The sequence below is a fragment of the Ruegeria marisrubri genome, from assembly GCF_001507595.1.
Taxonomy (GTDB): Bacteria; Pseudomonadota; Alphaproteobacteria; order Rhodobacterales; family Rhodobacteraceae; genus Ruegeria; species Ruegeria marisrubri.
On record NZ_LQBQ01000003.1, the window covers coordinates 89,245 to 106,342 of the forward strand.

Here is a 17,098-nt window from a genome sequence, read left to right on the forward strand (position 1 = left end):
GCTGAACCACCACTCCGAACCGACAGAGAGAGACAGAATGACCTTCCTGACACGCACCGGAAAACCCTTGCCCGACTTCCTTTCGCAGGCGGCCTCCTCCACCGCCGGCGACGCCATGAGCCGCCGCGAGTTTCTTGCGACGGCCTGTTCCTTTGGCGCGACTGCCGCGACCGCCTACGCGATGCTGGGCCTGCCGGCCCCGGGCCATGCAGCAGGCAACGCGCAGATGGGCGGAACAGTCCGTATCCAGCAGCAACTGGTGACCATGCGCGACCCGCGCAAGTTCGATTTCAACAGCCTTGCCACGTTCACCCGTGGCTGGCTGGAATACCTCGTTCAGTACAATTCGGACGGGACCTTTGTCCCGATCCTGCTGGAAAGCTGGGAAATCAATGCCGATGCCACCGAATACACGCTAAACGTCCGCAAGGGCGTGAAGTGGAACAACGGCGATGATTTCACCGCCGAGGACGTGGCGATGAACATTGCGCGGTTCTGCGACACCAAAGTCGAGGGTAACGCCATGTCCGGAAAATTCGGCGTGATCATCGACGAGGCCACCGGCAAGGTGATGGATGGCGCGGTTGAGGTCGTGGACAGCCACACCGTGCGCCTAAAACTGCCGCGCCCCGACATTTCTCTGATCGCGGGCCTGGCAGATTATCCCGCAGCCATCGTTCATTCGAGCTTTGAAGAGGTAAACATGCTCGAAAACCCGGTCGGCACTGGCCCATACCTGCCCGAAAGCTATGAGGTGGGCAACCGCGCCGCGCTGGTCCGCAATGAGAACCACGCATGGTGGAACGCGGGAAATGGCGCCTACATGGACCGGGTCGAATTCATCGACTTCGGTGCCGATCCCAGTTCGCATTTCGCCGGGGCCGAGGCCGATGAATTCGATGTCACCTATGACACCGAGGGCGATTTCATCGCGGCCTTCGATGGTCTCGACGGCTGGACCAAGAACTCGGTCGATACCGCCGCGACGGTGCTGGCCCGCTGCAATCAGCAGGCCGAAGAAGACGGTAAGGCGGTTTATGCCGATACCCGCGTGCGCCGAGCGCTGGCGCTGGCCGTGGACAACGCCACCATCCTCGAGCTGGCCTACAACAATCAGGGTAGCGTGGCCGAGAACCACCATGTCTCACCTAAGCATCCCGAGTACGCCGATATCGGCACGCCCACACGCGACGCCGAGGCAGCGATGGCCTTGCTGGACGAGGCTGGAATGCGCGACCACGAGTTCGAACTGATCTCGCTCGATGCGGCCTTCTGGAAGGCGACCGGGGATGCGATCGCGGCCCAGCTGCGCGATGCAGGTATGCAGGTCAAGCGTACCGTTTTTCCTTCGTCCACCTTCTGGAACGACTGGGCGAAATATCCATTTTCGATCACCAACTGGAACCACCGTCCCTTTGGCATCCAGACCTATGCGCTGGCCTACAAGACCGGCGCGATCTGGAGCGAAACCGGTTTCGCCAATGTCGAGTTCGACGCGAAGGTCGATCAGGCTCTGGCCACCCCGGATCCGGATGCCCGCCGCGAGATCATGGGTAAGCTGGAACAGATCATGATCAACGAAGGCGTCATCATCCAGCCCTACTGGCGGGCGCTCTACAACCATTCCAAGAGCAACCTGAAAGGCGCCGCAATCCACATCTCGAACGAGATGTATCCGCAGTACATGTACTGGGAAGCCTGATTGTGCGATTGCCTGTCTGGCGCCGGCCGGGCAGGCGTCTTGTATTGCGAAGATTACATGCTGGATACGGTCCTGATAGCGGTTGGCGGTTTCAACCTGGCGTTCATGGCGGCCTGGCTGACCATCGGCGCGCTGGAAAACGTGTTTCATCCCTTTTTGAACGAAACCTACACTGCGCAGGTGATGGACTTGGAGCGCATGCGTGAGGAATACCCCGAAGCCTATACGCATGTTTCATATCGCCGCGTTACCAATGCGAAGCTACGCAAGCGCCTCTTCGCCTTCATCGTAGTCTGGGAACTCCTGGCTACCGCCAGTCTGTGGCTGGGAACGGCGGCGATGGGGGCTGCTGTGCTCGGCCTTGTTCCTGTCAGCACTGCCCTGGCGCTTGGCCTAGTCGGAACGATGCTGTTCAACTCGGTTTGGGCGGGGTTTCTGATCGCGGGGAATTTTTTCTGCTACTGGTTTGGTCACGAGGGCGGCCAGAACACGCATTTCCAGATGCTGCTCTGGGGGCTGGCCAACTGCGTCCTTCTGATCGGACTCGCAAGTTATTTCTAACACCGCGAAACAGCTTCGACAGACGAAACTGATACCGTTTGGGCGAATTGGAAAGACCAGTGCTGGTCGCCGCCGTCTGCTCGGACCCCGTCAAGCAGGCAGAGAAGACGTGCTTGCCTGGGGGATTCAGGTTGAGGCGGGCGGGGCGGTTTTGTAGCCTCCCGGCATGCCCAAAGGAAACCCGTTCAAATACTTTCAAATAAGTCCCGAGGTGATCCGCCTGGCGGTCATGATTTGTGTTCGTTTCCCGCTTTAGCTCAGGAACGTCGAGGACCTGCTGCACGAGCGTGGTATCGAGGTCAGCCACGAAGTGAACCGGGTCAGGCGTCTTTTTCGTTGCCCAAGCCCTCATGCCAACTGCCTAGGGATGGCTGGTTCTGTGCCTTGGAAAAGAGCGTCAATGCTGGCCAGAAAAAGGCACAGGCGGCCACTTGCCTTGTTCAGCGCCGGCGCACATTCAGGCCATAGAAACGGGCCGCGGTATCGTGAAAGACGTCCTGTTGCGCGCCTTGGGGGATCAGTTCCAGATATGCCTCCAAAAGCGTCCCATAATCTGAATACAGCCTGTCGACAGGAAAGTTTGAACCGAACATGACCCGCTCGGGGCCGAACTGCTCCAGGCAGGTTTCGACGATCGGGCGAATGGTGGCGGGGCTCCAATCATGGTCAAACATGCCCAGGCCGGAAAGTTTGCACGTGACATTGGGCAGGTCCGAAAGCGCGCGCATCTTTTTCGACCAATCGCGCAACCCTGCAGCAGACCGATCGTGTGGTGAACCGGCATGACAGAGCGCCACCTCCAACCCGGGCGCTTCTACTAGAACCGAAGCGGTTTTCTCCATCAACTCGGGCACAAGTTGCAGATCAAAGCTCAGCCCGAGTTGCGCTGCCATGCGCAGCCCATTCAGAAACCGTGGATCCTCGAGCAACGCGTTGGTTCCGGTTGCTGCGTCCTCCTCGGGCGCGCGCCCAACGATCTGGCGGACGCCACGCACCGTGGACAGTTTCTGAAAGTCACCCAGGTTCTGCACAAGATCTGGCTTGGTCAGGTCGCAGAAAACGACCTGAGCCATTGGCCAGCCGGGATTGGCATCCGCCACACTCTGGACCCAGCGCGCCTCGGCCAGTCCGTCATCGGCGCCAACCTGGACATGAACGGAACCGGCAATGCCATGGGCTCGGGCTTCGTCGCTGAACTCGTCCAGCAGATAGTTCCGCTGGATGGGAGAGGGGTCGCCAAAAAACCGGCGGACCCCCTTGGCCATCAGCCAAGGGTAATTCACAGCCTGCAGATCCCAAAGATGGTGGTGCGCGTCGATCCGGGCCGTCATGTGCGCGGCACCTGGGCCATGCGGGCCAATATGTCCACGCCCTGCTGTTTCCAGAAATGCAGAAGGTCGATGAACACCCAGTTCTCGGCCAGCTTGTCGCCTTGGCGGCGGTAAATGTCGATAACGCGAAACTCACCCGGCTTGTCCGTGGCCGGCATGCCCATGAACCCGCCGGTCGGGACGGCGGTGAAATTTGGCCATCCGAAGAATCCACCGAAATGCCCCTCGGCCATGCGGCACAGATGCCTTGTCTTCGATCGCTCCGCGAACGATGCGCGGAACGGGCCGGAGTGCTGTTTGGCATAGCGTTCGATCGTGTAGGTGGCGCCAATTCCCGCAGGACCCCACCAGATCATGTCTTCGGCCCAGGTGCGGCGCAATTCGTCCTCGAGGCTGAGGCCGCTGTTCCACTGGCCCAGGTCCGAAATCATCGCATTGATCGCGGCCAGCGTCTTTTCACCTTCCTCAACGGGCTGCAGGTCGAACAGCAGCCCGTCATGGGTCATGGGGCCGGGTTGAACCAGATGTGCGGCGGTTTGCGGGGGAAACGGGTTCAAACCGGCCTGCATCATCAGATGCGGGATATCGAAAAACATGGCCGCCTCGGTGATTCGCCCGTTCTCGACCTTGTTGAATTCACAATAGCGAAGAAAGGCCATCTTTCCGGTCGGTGCAATGCCGAGCCATGCCGTGTCGAACAAGCCCATCAAGTGCCCCATCGAAACAACCCAGACAGACTGGAACCCGTCCATCTCGTTGGTTCCGGCCATAAAAATGTCCATTCGCCGCTGAAGGGTCGTCAGGCTTTTCTTCAAGGGAAGCCAGAAAGTTTCAGCGATCTGGCTTGCACCCCGGATCTCGTTGAACGGGTGGAATCCGCGCCAAAGAGCTTGATCGTCGTAAAACCGGGACAACGCTTCCGAAAGATTCGACTCGTCTGCAGTGCGCAAGACCTCGTACAGGTCCAGCACAACCGACTTTTCTTTTTGAAACGACATTTTGCTAGCTCTTTCAATTGCTTGTCTTTCGCGAAAATGGGTCGACCTGGTCGGCCAAGCCCTTTTTTGCATGCGATTGCAAAAAAAGCTTGCCAGATGTTTCTTTTGTTGTCTATCGTTTTGCAAACGCATGCACGGCGGACCCATTACGGAGGACTCAATGGCCGAGATTCAGCTTCGCAACGTCGGAAAACGTTGGGGCTCATTTGTAGGGGTCCACAATTTCGATCTGACCATAGCCGACAAGGAGTTCCTGGTTTTGCTGGGTCCGTCCGGCTGCGGGAAAACTACAACGATGCGAATGATTGCGGGTCTGGAGGACGCCACAGAGGGGGACATCCTGATCGACGGCAAGCGTGTCAACGACATGGAGCCCAAGGATCGTGACGTGGCCATGGTGTTCCAATCATACGCTCTGTATCCGAACATGAACGTCTATGAGAACATCCGTTTCCCCCTTAAGGTGAGGGGTATCGACCCGGCCACACATGACGAGAAGGTGCGCCGCGCCAGCGCGATGGTCGAGCTGGACGACTTCTTGCACCGCAAGCCGGCCGAGCTGTCGGGCGGTCAGCGCCAGCGGGTGGCCTTGGCGCGTGCAATCGTGCGGGAGCCCAACGTCTTCTTGATGGACGAACCGCTGTCGAACCTTGACGCCAAGCTGCGTGTATCGACACGAGCGCAAATCAAGAACCTCAGCCATGAACTGGCGGTCACCACGATCTATGTCACCCATGACCAGATCGAAGCGATGACCTTGGCCGATCGCGTAGTGGTCATGAAGCAGGGTGTGGTTCAACAGGTCGGCACCCCGACGGACATTTATGACACCCCTGCAAACACCTTCGTCGCTAGCTTCATCGGCAGCCCCGCCATGAACCTGATCGACGGAGAGGTCCAGAACGGCACCTTCACCGCTCAGAATGTCAAGATTTCTGGAATAAACGCGCCCAACGGGCGGCTGACGTTGGGTTTCCGGGCTGAAGATGCCGAGCTGGCACCGGCCGGCAAAGGGCAGATCAACGCCCCCATCTACACGCTCGAACTGCTGGGCGACGCCACGATGATCTCGGTGCGCGTGGGTTCGGCGCTGGTGTCAGTGAAAGCAGACAAGAACTTCCGGGCCGAAATTGACGACATGGTTTCGATCTCGGTTCCCGTGGGCATTTGCCATCTGTTTGACGGACAGACCGGAGCTCGGATTCAAGGCTAGCCCCGACAAGTTTCCGGGTCTTTGACCAAGGGGCACAGCGCATGCGTGAACGAGGGGCACGCACAACACTCGGAGAAACAAGGAGATTGAGATGTTTCTGAGGAATCTAGCAACAGCAACGGCCTTTGCTGGCCTTTTGGGATCGGCGGCATATGCCGCGGATTGCGGGCCGGAAGGCCAGTCGATCCGAGTCTTGGCCAGCGATTTCCCGGCAATTCACGCCGTCACCGAAGCTGCCGAGGCCAACTGCGGCGCCGCTGCCGCCGAATTTTCGGTTAACCACACGACCGAAGCGCGCCAGATCATGAACGCAGCCCTGACGCCGAACCCGGCTGAATACACTTCGGTCATCCTGGCGAATGCAACGCTGACGCAGCTCATGAATGACGGGCTGGTTCGTCCGCTCAACGATCTGGTCGAAAAATACAGCGACAACATCAAGCCGCACCAGCTGATCACCATCGATGGCAACGTGATGGCCGTGGCCTTCATGGCCAACTCCCAGCATCTGTTCGCGCGGAAGGACATCCTGGAGAAAGCCGGTGTCGACAGAATTCCAGCCACCTATGAGGAGGTTCTGGATGCCGCGGAAAAAATTCGGGCCGCAGGCATCATGGAGCATCCGATCGTGATGAACCTTCAGACCGGCTGGAACGTGGGGGAAGTGTTCAACATGATCTATCTCGGTCATGGCGGCGAATTCTTCAAGCCCGGTTCGGCCGAACCCGCGATCAACAACGAAAAAGGGATTGCAACGCTCAACGTCATGAAGGTCTTGACCGAATATGCGCACCCCGATCACCTGACCCATGCGTCGAACGAGACACAGGGTCTCTGGGAGGCCGGTCAAGCTGCCTTGGGCATCATGTGGGGGTCCCGTGGCGCACCGATCCTGGATGACGAAGGCTCGTCCGAGGAAGTAACCTCAAACACCGTTCTGTCGGCAGCGCCAACCGTGGCCGGCGGTTCGATCCCGGCGGCAACATTGTGGTGGGATGGGATTTCCATCGCAAGCAACGTGTCCGATGAAGAAGCAGAAGCAACCTTTGCTGCGCTGGTCAGCGGTTTGACCCCGGAAATGGTCGAGGCCAACAATGACGATGCTGTCTGGCTGCTGGAAGGTTTCAAGCCGGGCCCGGCGGCGGCTGGTGTGGCCGCAACCGCGCAGGGTGGGGCACAACCGTACCCGATGATTCCTCAGATGGGTCTGCTGCATGCGGCGCTTGGGTCGGAACTGACGGACTTCCTCAAAGGTGATGAAACTGCCGAACAGGCCTTGTCAGACGTGGAAGCCGCATATCGGACATCGGCAAAAGAAGCCGGTTTCCTCGAGTAACTTCCCCAACTCAGGGGGGCGTCTGCCCCCCGCTTCTTTCAAACTGCAAACCGGGACGTACGCCATGAAGCATCGCACCTTTTTCTGGTTCATACTGCCGACGCTTTCAGCAATGATCTTGTTCATTGCGCTGCCTATCGTCTCGGTTTTCATTCAGTCTCTTTTCGTACAACACGAACAGGTCCTGATCGTTTCCGAGAGTTGCGGGCCGTTCGGCTGCAAGGAAACCACGTCGATCGATACCGAGGCGACAGCCAAGCTGCGCGAAGAACAGCCGCTGGGGCGTTTCAACGGGTTGGGGACATATGTCAACCGGTCGCACCTGGCATTCGTTGAAGTCGGTGAAGCATGGCGCAACACCGAGACCTTTGGTGAGTTCTGGTCGCAGATATTCAACCTGCCATTCTATCGCGCCTTGATCTTTACTTTGACCTATACCGCCGTCGTCACGCCGCTGGTCATTGTCTTGGGTCTGGCGATTGCTGTCGGCGTCAACAACCTGCCGAAAATGCTGAAGGGCCCATCGATCTTCATTTCGCTGCTGCCGTTCCTTGTCACGCCGCTTGTCGGGTCGCTCATCCTGTTCTGGATGGTCGACAGTGACGGTGTGATCGGCGCGACCATGCAGCGGGTTTTCAACGACCCATCGCTCAGCCTGAAGGCGTCAACCGCGCTGACTTGGACCATGCTGATCGTCTACGGGGTGTGGCATACGTTGCCGTTCAGCTTCATCACCTTTTACGCGGGGCTTCAGACCGTCCCCGAAGACACAATGGAAGCGGCGATGATCGACGGCGCAACGAAGTGGCAGCGCATGATCCACGTGGTCGTACCCCACCTGGCGCCGCTGATGTCCTTCGTGACGCTGATGCTGCTGATGGACAACTTCCGCGTTTTCGAACCAATCGTCAGCTTCAAGGCCGAAGCCCACGCGACCTCTCTCAGCTGGATCATCTACAACGACCTGCGCGAAAGCGGAAACCCGCTTTATGGCTCGGCTGGAGCGACCTCGATGATGACCATCATCGGTGTGGTGATCCTGCTGACACCGGTGCTGATCCGCACCTGGCGTGACTTCAACCGCAAAGCACATTGAGGGCAAGATCATGGCAACCAAAGCACAATCCCGCATTACCCCGCTGACCGTGATTTCCTTTGCCTTCGTGGCGCTCTGGCTCCTCATCGCGGCCTTCCCGTTCTTCTGGACCTTCTGGGGCAGCTTCAAGGTACAGTCGGATTTCTTCTCGAAAGCCGATTGGCAAAACGCCATCTACGGCGTCAACACCATCAAGCAAACCGGCAGTGCCTTCACCTTTGATGGGTACTACGGCGCGTGGGTGACCGAAGAATTCTGGCGCAACGTCATCAACACCGGCATCGTCGTCTTCTTTACCGTCGTGATCTCTCTGACCTTTGGTACGCTGGGCGGCTATGCCCTTGCCCGGTCTGGATTCCGCTACGCGTTCTGGCTCTTGATGGCGGCGCTGGTGTTCCGGGCCATGCCGCATATCACTCTGGTATCAGGCTACCTTCTGCCGTTCTTCGAGTGGAACATATGGGGCATCCTGCCAACCACCATCATCGTGCTGGTGGCCATCAACCAGCCCTTTACGCTGTGGATGCTACACTCGTTTTTCCTGAACATCCCCAAGGACATGGACGAAAGCGCCATGGTCGACGGTTGCACCCGGTTTCAGGCATTCCGGCACGTGATCATTCCGGTGATGTGGCCGGGCGTGATCACCACCGGCCTGTTTAGCTTCCTGCTGGCCTACAATGACTTTGCCGTGACCGCGATGCTGCTCAGTTCCGAGAACGAAACGATCATTCCCGCGATCAACAGCTTCCTGGGCACCACTCAGGTCGAAGGCAAGGTGATGTACGCCGTCGCCGCCGTGGTCTCCGCCACCGCCCCGCTATTCGTGCTGATCCTGTTCTTCCAGCGCCAGATCGTCAGCGGCCTGACCGCCGGCGCCGTGAAGGGCTGATGCAGATGCAGGTCCACGACCACAACAAGGCCATGCTCGCCCCCCTGCGCGCCGCGCTTGCAAGCTGCGATGCGCCGCGGGTCCGGGCAGCTCTGCTGGAGGCCTTCGCCCCCGAAGCGAAGATCCGCCTCTGCCAGCCCTTCCCGGAAGTGGACGGCCCGCAGGAACTCTGGGAGCGCGTCTACGCGCCCCTGATGGCAGCGATACCAGACATGGAGCGCCGCGACTTCATCGTGATGGCCGGCCCGCGCTGGGGCGAAGGCAAGAGCGGCAACTGGGTCGGTCTCGGCGGCAATTTCACGGGCAGCTTTCAGGCGCCCTGGCTCGGCATCCCGGCGCAAGTCAAGCCGGTGTTTATGCGCTACCACGAATACCTCCGCATCGAGGACGGCCAAATCGTCGAGATGGAGGGGTTATGGGACATCCCGCAGGTGATGCTGCAAGCAGGAGCCTGGCCGATGGCGCCGCAGCTCGGGGTGGAATGGATGTGCCCCGGCCCCGCCGACGGCGCGGGCGTGATCACCGCCCCGTATGACGCAGAGCATGCCGATACCTCGGTGCGGCTGGTCTGGGACATGCTGCACGATCTGAAGCAGGGCGATGCCCAGACCCCGGAACGCGGGCTGTGCGGCTTCTGGCACCCGCACGCCATGTGGTACGGGCCTGCGGGGCTCGGCACCGCGCGCGGCCATGACGCCATCGCCAACCGGATCTTCCGCCAGTTCCGCGAGGGGCTGTCGGAGAACACCCGCCACCTCGACGAGGGAGTGTTCTTCGGCGACCACAACCTGGTCGCCTTCACCGGCTGGCCCTCGGGTACCGCGGTGCATTCCGGCGGCGGCCTTCTCGGCCTCGCCCCCACTGGCCGCCGCGTCACCCGCAGCAGCCTGGATTTCTGGCGTATCGAAGACGGGCTGATCCGCGAGTGCTGGGTGATGATCGACGTGATCGACCTCTACCGGCAAATGGGCGTCGACGTCTTTGCCCGCATGGCCGCCCTTAACGGCTGCCCGGAGGCCGCGTGATGAGCGCCGCCGCCCGCCATAACGCCGTTGCCCGCCACCCGGCGCTCAACCGGATGCCAAGGGATTTTTTGACGGACGGACGTCTTCTCCCCGTCTGATCACATCATCCCTTGGCAACAAATTGAAGGACCAGAGCATGAAAGGCTCCCGACCTGAACAAGCCGTGCTGACCAAAGACACGGACATGAGCAAAACCGAAGACACGCGCCGCGTGATCGAAGCCATGGTCGACGGCCTGAACGACCACCGCATCAACGATATTGGCGAGTTCTTCGCCGAAGGCTTTCGCTGGATGGGCAATCAGGGCTGCGGCACGAAGAACGGCGTGAAGGAGTTTCAGGACAACTGGCAGCGCCCCTTCCAGGCTGCGTTTTCCGACAAGGTCTGCATTGACGAGGCGCGGCTCTACATGGGCGAATGGGCCGCGGCCTTTGGCCGGCAGGAGGCGACCCATTCGGGCGAATTCCTGGGCATCCCGCCCACCGGCAAGCGGGTCGAGATCCGCTACATGGATTTCTGGAAAGTGGTCGACGGCAAGATCGTCGACAACTGGGTGAATGTCGATTTCGCCCATGTCGCCGCGCAGCTGGGCGTCGACCTGTTCCAGGGCCATGGCTGGGAAGCATATGACCGGGGCGAGAAAACTCCGCCTCGCCCCGACAACTGAGGATCAGAACTATGACTATTGAATATCTGAAACGAGGCAAGCCCGAAGCGGATCGTGCCGAGGATGACGCCAAGACCCGCGCCGTGGTCGAGGCGACGCTGAAGGACATCGAAACCCGTGGCGACGCCGCCATACGTGAGCTGAGCGAGAAATTCGACAACTATTCGCCCGCCTCGTTCCGCCTGTCGCAGCAGGAGATCGACGACCTGATTGCCCAGCTTTCGGACCGCGAGCTGGCCGACATCAAGTTTGCGCAAAAGCAGGTGATGAATTTCGCCCGCGCGCAACGCGCCTCGATGACCGATATCGAGGTCGAGACCCTGCCGGGCGTGATCCTGGGCCACAAGAACATCCCCGTGCAGTCGGTGGGCTGCTATGTGCCCGGCGGCAAGTTCCCGATGGTGGCCTCGGCCCATATGTCGGTGGCAACGGCCAGCGTTGCGGGCGTGCCGCGCATCATCGCCTGCACCCCGCCGTTCCAGGGCAAGCCCAACCCGGCGGTGATCGCCGCCATGCATCTGGGCGGCGCGCACGAGATCTATGTCATGGGCGGCATCCAGGCGATCGGCGCGATGGCGCTGGGTACCGAAACGATCGACCCGGTGCACATGCTGGTCGGACCCGGCAACGCCTTCGTGGCCGAGGCCAAGCGGCAGCTGTTCGGCCGCGTCGGCATCGACCTGTTCGCCGGCCCGACCGAGACCATGGTGATCGCGGATGAAACCGTCGATGCCGAGATCTGCGCCACCGACCTGCTGGGGCAGGCCGAACATGGCTACAACAGCCCCTGCGTTCTGGTGACAAACTCGCGCAAGCTGGCCCAAGACACCCTGAGCGAGATCGACCGCCTGCTGGGTGTTCTGCCCACAGCCGGCACCGCCAAGGTCAGTTGGGAGGAATACGGCGAGGTCATCGTTTGCGATACGTATGACGAGATGCTGCAGGTGGCAGACGACATCGCGTCCGAGCATGTTCAGGTGATGACCGACCGCGATGACTGGTTCCTGGACAACATGACCTGCTACGGCGCGTTGTTCCTGGGGCCGCGGACGAACGTGGCCAACGGCGACAAGGTGATCGGTACCAACCACACGCTGCCCACGAAAAAGGCCGGGCGCTATACCGGCGGGTTGTGGGTCGGCAAGTTCCTGAAAACCCACAGCTACCAGAAGGTCACCACCGACGAGGCCGCCACCATGATCGGCGAATACGGCTCGCGGCTTTGCATGCTCGAAGGCTTCGTCGGCCATGCCGAACAGTGCAACGTGCGTGTGCGGCGCTATGGCGGCAAGAACGTGCCCTATGGAGAGGCAGCAGAATGAGTACGGACATCCACACTCAGAACAAAGCCCTGATCGCGCCGGTGCGCGAGGCAATGCGTGACTTCAGCGAACAAGGCGTGCGCGCCGCGCTGGAGACACTGATCGCGCCCGACGCGGTGGTGCACATGTGTCACCCGTTCGGCGACCTGACCGGCCCGGCAGAGCTTTATGACACATGCTACGCCCCGCTGCTGAACGCCATGCCGGACCTTGAGCGCCGCGACTGGATCGTCATGGGCGGGCGCACCGAACACGGCGGCGACTGGATCGGCTGCGGCGGCCACTACTATGGCACCTTCGTGCGACCTTGGCTGGACATTCCGCCGACCGGCCATCTCACCCACATGCGCTTCCACGAGTTCTACCGCTTTGAGGAAGGCCGCGTGGTCGAGATCCAGACCATCTGGGACATGCCCGAGGTGATGATGCAGGCCAAGGCCTGGCCGATGGCGCCCTCGCTCGGCTTGGAGTTCTGCATCCCCGGTCCGGCAACGCTGGACGGCATCGTGCCCGGCCCCTGGGACGAGGAAAAATCGCAGGCCTCCTGCGCCCATATCGTCGAGATGCTGAGCCATCTGAAGAAACACCCGAGCCAGGGTGGCCCGGAAGTGATGGAGATGCCGCGCTTCTGGCATGAGCGGATGAATTGGTACGGACCTGCGGGCATCGGCACCGGCCGCGGCATCTCGGGGTTCCGCAACTGGCACCAGATCCCGTTCCTCAACGGCATGCCTGACCGCGGCCAGTACCTGGACGAGATCACCTATCACTTCTTCGGCGATGGCGACTATGCGGCCGTGACCGGCTGGCCCAACATGATCCAGACCGTCACTCACGACGGCTGGATGGGCATCGCGCCGTCGGGCAAGCGCATCACCATGCGCTCGCTGGACTTCTGGCGGCTGGAGAATGGCAAAATCCGTGAAAACTGGGTCACGGTGGACATCCTGGACGCCTACCGCCAGTTGGGCGTAGATGTCTTCGCCCGCCTGCGTGAGTTCAACAAGGCCCGCGTGCCAGGCGGCATTCCATTTCCCGTCGGCGAGGCATGACATGACACAATTCCCCAGCACCCCCAGTTTCAGCCTAGAAGGTAAAAATGCCCTGATCGCCGGCGCCTCGTCCGGCATCGGCATGGCCTGCGCCGTTGCGTTGGCTGAACACGGTGCTGAGGTCACCCTTGCCGCGCGTCGAGCGGATGCGCTGCAAGACATCGCGGCAGATATGACAGCTCGAGGCTGGGCGGCAAAGGTGCTTCAACTGGATGTGGGCGACGTCGCGGCCACCGCAGAGGCAGTGGCAGAAAACGGCCCCTTCGACATCTTGGTGAACTCCGCCGGCACCGCCCGGCACGGCAAGGCCCTGGAGACCGCACCGGAGGATTTCGACGCGGTGATGGATGTGAATGTCCGCGGCGCCTACTTCCTGACCCAGGCGGTCGCCAAGGGTCTCATCGCCGCGGGCCGCCCCGGCTCGCTGATCAACATCTCCAGCCAGATGGGCCACGTCGGCGGCCGCGAGCGCGCGGTCTACTGTGCGTCAAAATTCGCGGTCGAAGGCTTTACCAAGGCAATGGCACTGGAGTTCGGACCTGCGAAAATCCGCGTCAACACGGTCTGCCCGACCTTCATCCTCACCGATCTGACCCAGTCAACGTTTGACGATCCGGAAAAACGCGCCTGGGTGCTGGACAAGATCAAGCTCGGCCGCCCGGGCGAAGTCGAGGACATCATGGGCGCGGTCGTCTACCTCGCGTCGGACGCCGCCAGCCTTGTCACCGGCACGGCGCTGATGGTTGACGGAGGTTGGACGGCAGACTGATGGTAGCGAGCAAGGTCACCTCACTGGACGTAGCCCGCCTTGCGGGCGTCAGCCAATCCGCGGTCAGCCGGGTGTTCACCCCCGGCGCCTCGGCCTCCAAGAAGACCATCGAAAAGGTCCGCAAGGCCGCCGAGCAACTGGGATACCGCCCCAATGTTCTGGCACGCGCAATGGTGTCGGGTCGCAGCAGGATCATCGGACTGATAGTCGCCTACCTGAACAACCAGTTTTATCCCGAGGCATTGGAGAGGCTGTCGAACGCATTGCAGGAACGTGGCTATCACGTTCTGATCTTCATGGCCTCGCATTCGTCGAACAATATCGACAATGTCGTCGAAGAAATCCTGGATTTCCAGGTGGACGGGATCATCGCCGCCTCGGTTGCCTTGTCCTCGGACCTGTCCGAGCGGTGCCGCGCCGCCGATGTGCCGATGGTGCTGTTCAACCGGGCCCAGGATGATCCTGCGATGTCTTCTGTGACATCTGACAATGTGGCCGGTGGGCGCAAAGTGGCCGAGTTCCTGCTGGCAGGCCGTCACAAAAAGATCGGCTATATCGCGGGATGGGAAGGGGCCTCGACCCAGCGAGACCGCGAAGCAGGTTTTGTGGCGGCGCTGCGCGACGCAGGCACAAACCTGCATGCGCGCGAAGTTGGCAATTTCACCACCAAAGAAGCTCAGGAAGCCGCGCGGCGCATGTTCGCCAGTGACCCTCCCGATGCTGTCTTTGTTGCCAACGACCATATGGCGATGGCCGTCATGGATACGCTTCGGTTCGAATTGGGCCTGAAAATCCCGCAGGATGTCTCGATCGTTGGCTACGACGATGTCGCCGTTGCGGCCTGGCCCGCCTACGACTTGACCACTGTTCGGCAACCGGCAAACCGCATGGTTGCCGAAACCGTCGACATACTTCTCAGCAAGATCGAAAACCCTGACGCCGGCCCGCGCCGGATCGAGATTGACGGACCTCTGATAGTTCGCGGTTCAGCCCGCATACCTGAAGGATGGAAGACATGAAGGGATTTGACCCCAAGTTCAAGGATTTCCCCGACTATATCATCGGCATCACCAAGGAGATCTGGGAAGACCGCGGCATCGCCACGCTTCACGACTATTACAGCCCCGACATCGTGGTGCGGTCACCCGCCTCGGTGGTGCTGGGCAACCAGAACGTCATCGGTGCCACGATGGCGACCCTGGCCGAATTCCCCGACCGTGAATTGCTGGGCGAGGACGTGATCTGGTCGGGAACGCCCGAAGAGGGAATGCTGAGCTCGCACCGCATCATCTCGACCGCCACGCATCTGGCCGACGGCGTCTATGGCAAGGCCACGGGCACCAAACTGCGTTATCGGATCCTGGCGGACTGCCACGCCATCAACAACCAGATCAACGACGAATGGCTGATCCGCGATCAGGGCGCGATCGTGCGTCAGATGGGCTGGGACCCCAAGGAATACGCTGCCGACCTCATCGCGCGCGAGGGCGGGGCGCAGAACTGCGTCAAACCGCTGACGCCTGAAACAGACAAGCCCGGCCCCTACAAGGGGCGCGGCAATGACAACAAATGGGGCCAGCGCTATGCCGACATCCTGACCCGGATCATGAGCGCCGACATGGGCGTGATCGAAGCCGAATATGACCGCGCGGTGCAGTCCGAATATGTCGGTGGTGTAACCGGCCACGGCTGGGGTCCGGTCGACCGGTTCTGGATGGGACTGCGCGCCAGCTTCCCCAATGCCGAGTTCCGCATCGAGCATCAGATCGGCCGCGACGATCCCAACATGCCGCCCCGTGCCGCCGTGCGGTGGAGCCTGTGGGGCAAGCACGAGGGCTGGGGCGTGTTTGGCGTTCCGACCGGAGCGCAGGTCTATGTGCTGGGCATAAGCCATGCCGAGTTCGGCGGGTTGATCACCGGCCAGCTGAAGCTGCGCCGCGAATACACGCTGTTCGATGAAACCGCGATCTGGAAGCAGATCCTGCTGCAAAACGGCGAGGCGTGATGCAGAAACGGTGGCCATACCGGCTGGACAACAGCCAAGCCACGCGGCGCTATCACGCGCATCGCGCATCCTTGCGGGCACGGCGGTTGAACCTGCGGCCACCGGGGTGAGGGGCAGTTTTCGCTTCCCTTCAACCTCAATCGACAGGAGTCACCAGATGACACAACTTGAAACCCGCATCGTCCGCTATGGCGAGCTCAAGCCCTGCAAGACCGCCTTCATCGACGCCCACACCCCCGGCTCGGATCAGAAGGAGAATTTCACCATCATCGGCGGCGGCGTCTCAGAAAGCCCCGATCAGCACGTCCACATCCGCGACACGCCCGGCTTCAACATCGGCGCCGCGGGTCAGCCGCCCAAATGCCGCAACTCGCTGCACAGCCATACCACCGCCGAGGTGTTCTTTGTCCTCAAGGGGCGGTGGCGCTTCTTCTGGGGCCGCTGGGGCGACGCCGGCGAAGTCGTGCTGGAGGAAGGCGACATCTTCAACATTCCCACCGGCATCTTCCGCGGCTTTGAAAACATCGGCACCGATTACGGGATGATCATGGCCATTCTGGGGGGCGACGATGCCGGTGGCGGGGTAACCTGGGCACCGCAGGTCATTCAGGATGCCTCGGCCCATGGTCTGGTGCTGGGTGAAAACGGGGTGTTGTACGACACCAAGAAGGGCGAAAACCTGCCCGAGGGTGTCGAACCCATGCCTTTGTTGACCGAGGAGCAACTCAAGGCCTTCCCCGAGGTTCCGGTGCAGAACGTGGTGCGCGATTACGTGGCCCGCTACTGGGATCTGATGGCGCTGGCCGCCAAAGCGCCCGCCAAGGTGATCGGCCCCGACGCCCTGCTGAAGGACCGCCCCGGTTTCGAGGTCGAGTTCCTGACCCGCGGCTCGTTGGGGGCAGAGAAGGTCACGCCCGAGAAGCACACCGTACTGATGCCCGTGCGCGGCCACTGGCTGCTGCGTACCGACCAGGCCGAGGCGATCCTGAACCCCGGCGACACCTGCCTGTTGAACCCGGGCGAGGCCTTTACGCTCGAGCCGTCGATGACCGGCGAGGCCAGCCTGTATCGCGTCGTGGCCACCGATGATCCGGCCGGCGCAACCTGGACCGGCCAGTAACGAAAGGAG

General features: G+C 61.0%; 16 protein-coding genes and 1 pseudogene. 15 read left to right on the forward strand and 2 right to left on the reverse strand.

From position 1 onward, the window contains the following. Nucleotides 1-37 precede the first annotated feature (37 nt). The 3 genes and pseudogenes from AVO45_RS05475 to AVO45_RS20190 all read left to right on the forward strand — a co-directional run. A complete protein-coding gene (locus tag AVO45_RS05475) occupies nucleotides 38-1,702 on the forward strand; it encodes an ABC transporter substrate-binding protein (RefSeq protein ID WP_068344933.1) in 1,665 nt (554 codons plus the stop codon). Between the two features lie 57 nt (nucleotides 1,703-1,759). Beyond that, the gene (locus AVO45_RS05480) at nucleotides 1,760-2,263 is read left to right on the forward strand and encodes a DUF2165 family protein (RefSeq protein ID WP_082688680.1); all 504 of its coding nucleotides are present in this window, start codon (nucleotides 1,760-1,762) and stop codon (nucleotides 2,261-2,263) included. Nucleotides 2,264-2,429: 166 nt separating this feature from the next. Next, nucleotides 2,430-2,582, forward strand: a pseudogene (locus AVO45_RS20190) (IS6 family transposase); the annotation flags it as partial. Between the two features lie 121 nt (nucleotides 2,583-2,703). Here AVO45_RS20190 and AVO45_RS05485 read toward each other — a convergent pair. Together AVO45_RS05485 and AVO45_RS05490 are read right to left on the reverse strand one after the other, a co-directional pair. Next, nucleotides 2,704-3,594: an amidohydrolase family protein gene (locus AVO45_RS05485; protein ID WP_068344935.1), complete on the reverse strand. Its 891-nt coding sequence runs from the start codon at nucleotides 3,592-3,594 to the stop codon at nucleotides 2,704-2,706. Beyond that, entirely contained in the window at nucleotides 3,591-4,592 is a 1,002-nt protein-coding gene (locus AVO45_RS05490) for a nuclear transport factor 2 family protein (protein WP_068344936.1), read from the reverse strand. The genes AVO45_RS05485 and AVO45_RS05490 overlap by 4 nt, the downstream gene beginning before the upstream one ends. 160 nt (nucleotides 4,593-4,752) lie before the next feature. Here AVO45_RS05490 and AVO45_RS05495 point away from each other — a divergent pair, with 160 nt between their 5' ends. The 12 genes from AVO45_RS05495 (at nucleotide 4,753) to AVO45_RS05550 (ending at nucleotide 17,089) form a co-directional block, all read left to right on the forward strand. Then, a complete protein-coding gene (locus AVO45_RS05495; RefSeq protein WP_068344937.1) occupies nucleotides 4,753-5,805 on the forward strand; it encodes an ABC transporter ATP-binding protein in 1,053 nt (350 codons plus the stop codon). Nucleotides 5,806-5,896: 91 nt separating this feature from the next. Then, the gene (locus tag AVO45_RS05500; RefSeq protein ID WP_068344938.1) at nucleotides 5,897-7,141 is read left to right on the forward strand and encodes an ABC transporter substrate-binding protein; all 1,245 of its coding nucleotides are present in this window, start codon (nucleotides 5,897-5,899) and stop codon (nucleotides 7,139-7,141) included. 64 nt (nucleotides 7,142-7,205) lie between these two features. Further along, a complete protein-coding gene (locus AVO45_RS05505) occupies nucleotides 7,206-8,237 on the forward strand; it encodes a carbohydrate ABC transporter permease (RefSeq protein ID WP_068344939.1) in 1,032 nt (343 codons plus the stop codon). 10 nt (nucleotides 8,238-8,247) lie between these two features. Further along, complete coding sequence (locus tag AVO45_RS05510) at nucleotides 8,248-9,129, forward strand: carbohydrate ABC transporter permease (RefSeq protein ID WP_068344940.1); 882 nt, start codon at nucleotides 8,248-8,250, stop codon at nucleotides 9,127-9,129. Further along, the gene (locus AVO45_RS05515; RefSeq protein ID WP_068344941.1) at nucleotides 9,129-10,154 is read left to right on the forward strand and encodes an ester cyclase; all 1,026 of its coding nucleotides are present in this window, start codon (nucleotides 9,129-9,131) and stop codon (nucleotides 10,152-10,154) included. Before AVO45_RS05510 ends, AVO45_RS05515 begins: the two co-directional genes overlap by 1 nt. Nucleotides 10,155-10,290: 136 nt before the next feature. After that, nucleotides 10,291-10,821, forward strand: coding sequence for an ester cyclase (locus AVO45_RS05520; RefSeq protein ID WP_068344942.1), 531 nt, complete (start codon nucleotides 10,291-10,293; stop codon nucleotides 10,819-10,821). Nucleotides 10,822-10,832: 11 nt separating this feature from the next. Then, on the forward strand, nucleotides 10,833-12,143 hold the full coding sequence (hisD, locus tag AVO45_RS05525) for a histidinol dehydrogenase (RefSeq protein ID WP_068344943.1): 1,311 nt from the start codon (nucleotides 10,833-10,835) through the stop codon (nucleotides 12,141-12,143). Then, entirely contained in the window at nucleotides 12,140-13,195 is a 1,056-nt protein-coding gene (locus tag AVO45_RS05530; protein ID WP_068344944.1) for an ester cyclase, read from the forward strand. Before hisD ends, AVO45_RS05530 begins: the two co-directional genes overlap by 4 nt. A 1-nt stretch (nucleotide 13,196) precedes the next feature. Continuing rightward, nucleotides 13,197-13,964 (forward strand): SDR family NAD(P)-dependent oxidoreductase, encoded by a 768-nt coding sequence (locus AVO45_RS05535; RefSeq protein ID WP_068344945.1) that lies wholly within the window; start codon nucleotides 13,197-13,199, stop codon nucleotides 13,962-13,964. After that, nucleotides 13,964-14,983 carry a LacI family DNA-binding transcriptional regulator gene (locus tag AVO45_RS05540; RefSeq protein ID WP_068344946.1) on the forward strand — a complete coding sequence of 340 codons (1,020 nt, stop codon included), beginning with the start codon at nucleotides 13,964-13,966 and terminating at the stop codon, nucleotides 14,981-14,983. Before AVO45_RS05535 ends, AVO45_RS05540 begins: the two co-directional genes overlap by 1 nt. Continuing rightward, the gene (locus AVO45_RS05545) at nucleotides 14,980-15,969 is read left to right on the forward strand and encodes a nuclear transport factor 2 family protein (protein WP_068344947.1); all 990 of its coding nucleotides are present in this window, start codon (nucleotides 14,980-14,982) and stop codon (nucleotides 15,967-15,969) included. Before AVO45_RS05540 ends, AVO45_RS05545 begins: the two co-directional genes overlap by 4 nt. Before the next feature lie 157 nt (nucleotides 15,970-16,126). Further along, a complete protein-coding gene (locus tag AVO45_RS05550) occupies nucleotides 16,127-17,089 on the forward strand; it encodes a cupin domain-containing protein (protein ID WP_068344948.1) in 963 nt (320 codons plus the stop codon). The last annotated feature ends 9 nt before the right edge of the window (nucleotides 17,090-17,098 follow it).

What these genes read in the sequence shown, in the direction of transcription:
- AVO45_RS05475 (WP_068344933.1), top strand. Translation starts at nt 38, where the DNA reads ATGACCTTCCTGACACGCACCGGAAAACCCTTGCCCGACTTCCTTTCG.
- AVO45_RS05480 (WP_082688680.1), top strand. Translation starts at nt 1,760, where the DNA reads ATGCTGGATACGGTCCTGATAGCGGTTGGCGGTTTCAACCTGGCGTTC.
- AVO45_RS05485 (WP_068344935.1), bottom strand. Translation starts at nt 3,594, where the DNA reads ATGACGGCCCGGATCGACGCGCACCACCATCTTTGGGATCTGCAGGCT.
- AVO45_RS05490 (WP_068344936.1), bottom strand. Translation starts at nt 4,592, where the DNA reads ATGTCGTTTCAAAAAGAAAAGTCGGTTGTGCTGGACCTGTACGAGGTC.
- AVO45_RS05495 (WP_068344937.1), top strand. Translation starts at nt 4,753, where the DNA reads ATGGCCGAGATTCAGCTTCGCAACGTCGGAAAACGTTGGGGCTCATTT.
- AVO45_RS05500 (WP_068344938.1), top strand. Translation starts at nt 5,897, where the DNA reads ATGTTTCTGAGGAATCTAGCAACAGCAACGGCCTTTGCTGGCCTTTTG.
- AVO45_RS05505 (WP_068344939.1), top strand. Translation starts at nt 7,206, where the DNA reads ATGAAGCATCGCACCTTTTTCTGGTTCATACTGCCGACGCTTTCAGCA.
- AVO45_RS05510 (WP_068344940.1), top strand. Translation starts at nt 8,248, where the DNA reads ATGGCAACCAAAGCACAATCCCGCATTACCCCGCTGACCGTGATTTCC.
- AVO45_RS05515 (WP_068344941.1), top strand. Translation starts at nt 9,129, where the DNA reads ATGCAGATGCAGGTCCACGACCACAACAAGGCCATGCTCGCCCCCCTG.
- AVO45_RS05520 (WP_068344942.1), top strand. Translation starts at nt 10,291, where the DNA reads ATGAAAGGCTCCCGACCTGAACAAGCCGTGCTGACCAAAGACACGGAC.
- hisD (WP_068344943.1), top strand. Translation starts at nt 10,833, where the DNA reads ATGACTATTGAATATCTGAAACGAGGCAAGCCCGAAGCGGATCGTGCC.
- AVO45_RS05530 (WP_068344944.1), top strand. Translation starts at nt 12,140, where the DNA reads ATGAGTACGGACATCCACACTCAGAACAAAGCCCTGATCGCGCCGGTG.
- AVO45_RS05535 (WP_068344945.1), top strand. Translation starts at nt 13,197, where the DNA reads ATGACACAATTCCCCAGCACCCCCAGTTTCAGCCTAGAAGGTAAAAAT.
- AVO45_RS05540 (WP_068344946.1), top strand. Translation starts at nt 13,964, where the DNA reads ATGGTAGCGAGCAAGGTCACCTCACTGGACGTAGCCCGCCTTGCGGGC.
- AVO45_RS05545 (WP_068344947.1), top strand. Translation starts at nt 14,980, where the DNA reads ATGAAGGGATTTGACCCCAAGTTCAAGGATTTCCCCGACTATATCATC.
- AVO45_RS05550 (WP_068344948.1), top strand. Translation starts at nt 16,127, where the DNA reads ATGACACAACTTGAAACCCGCATCGTCCGCTATGGCGAGCTCAAGCCC.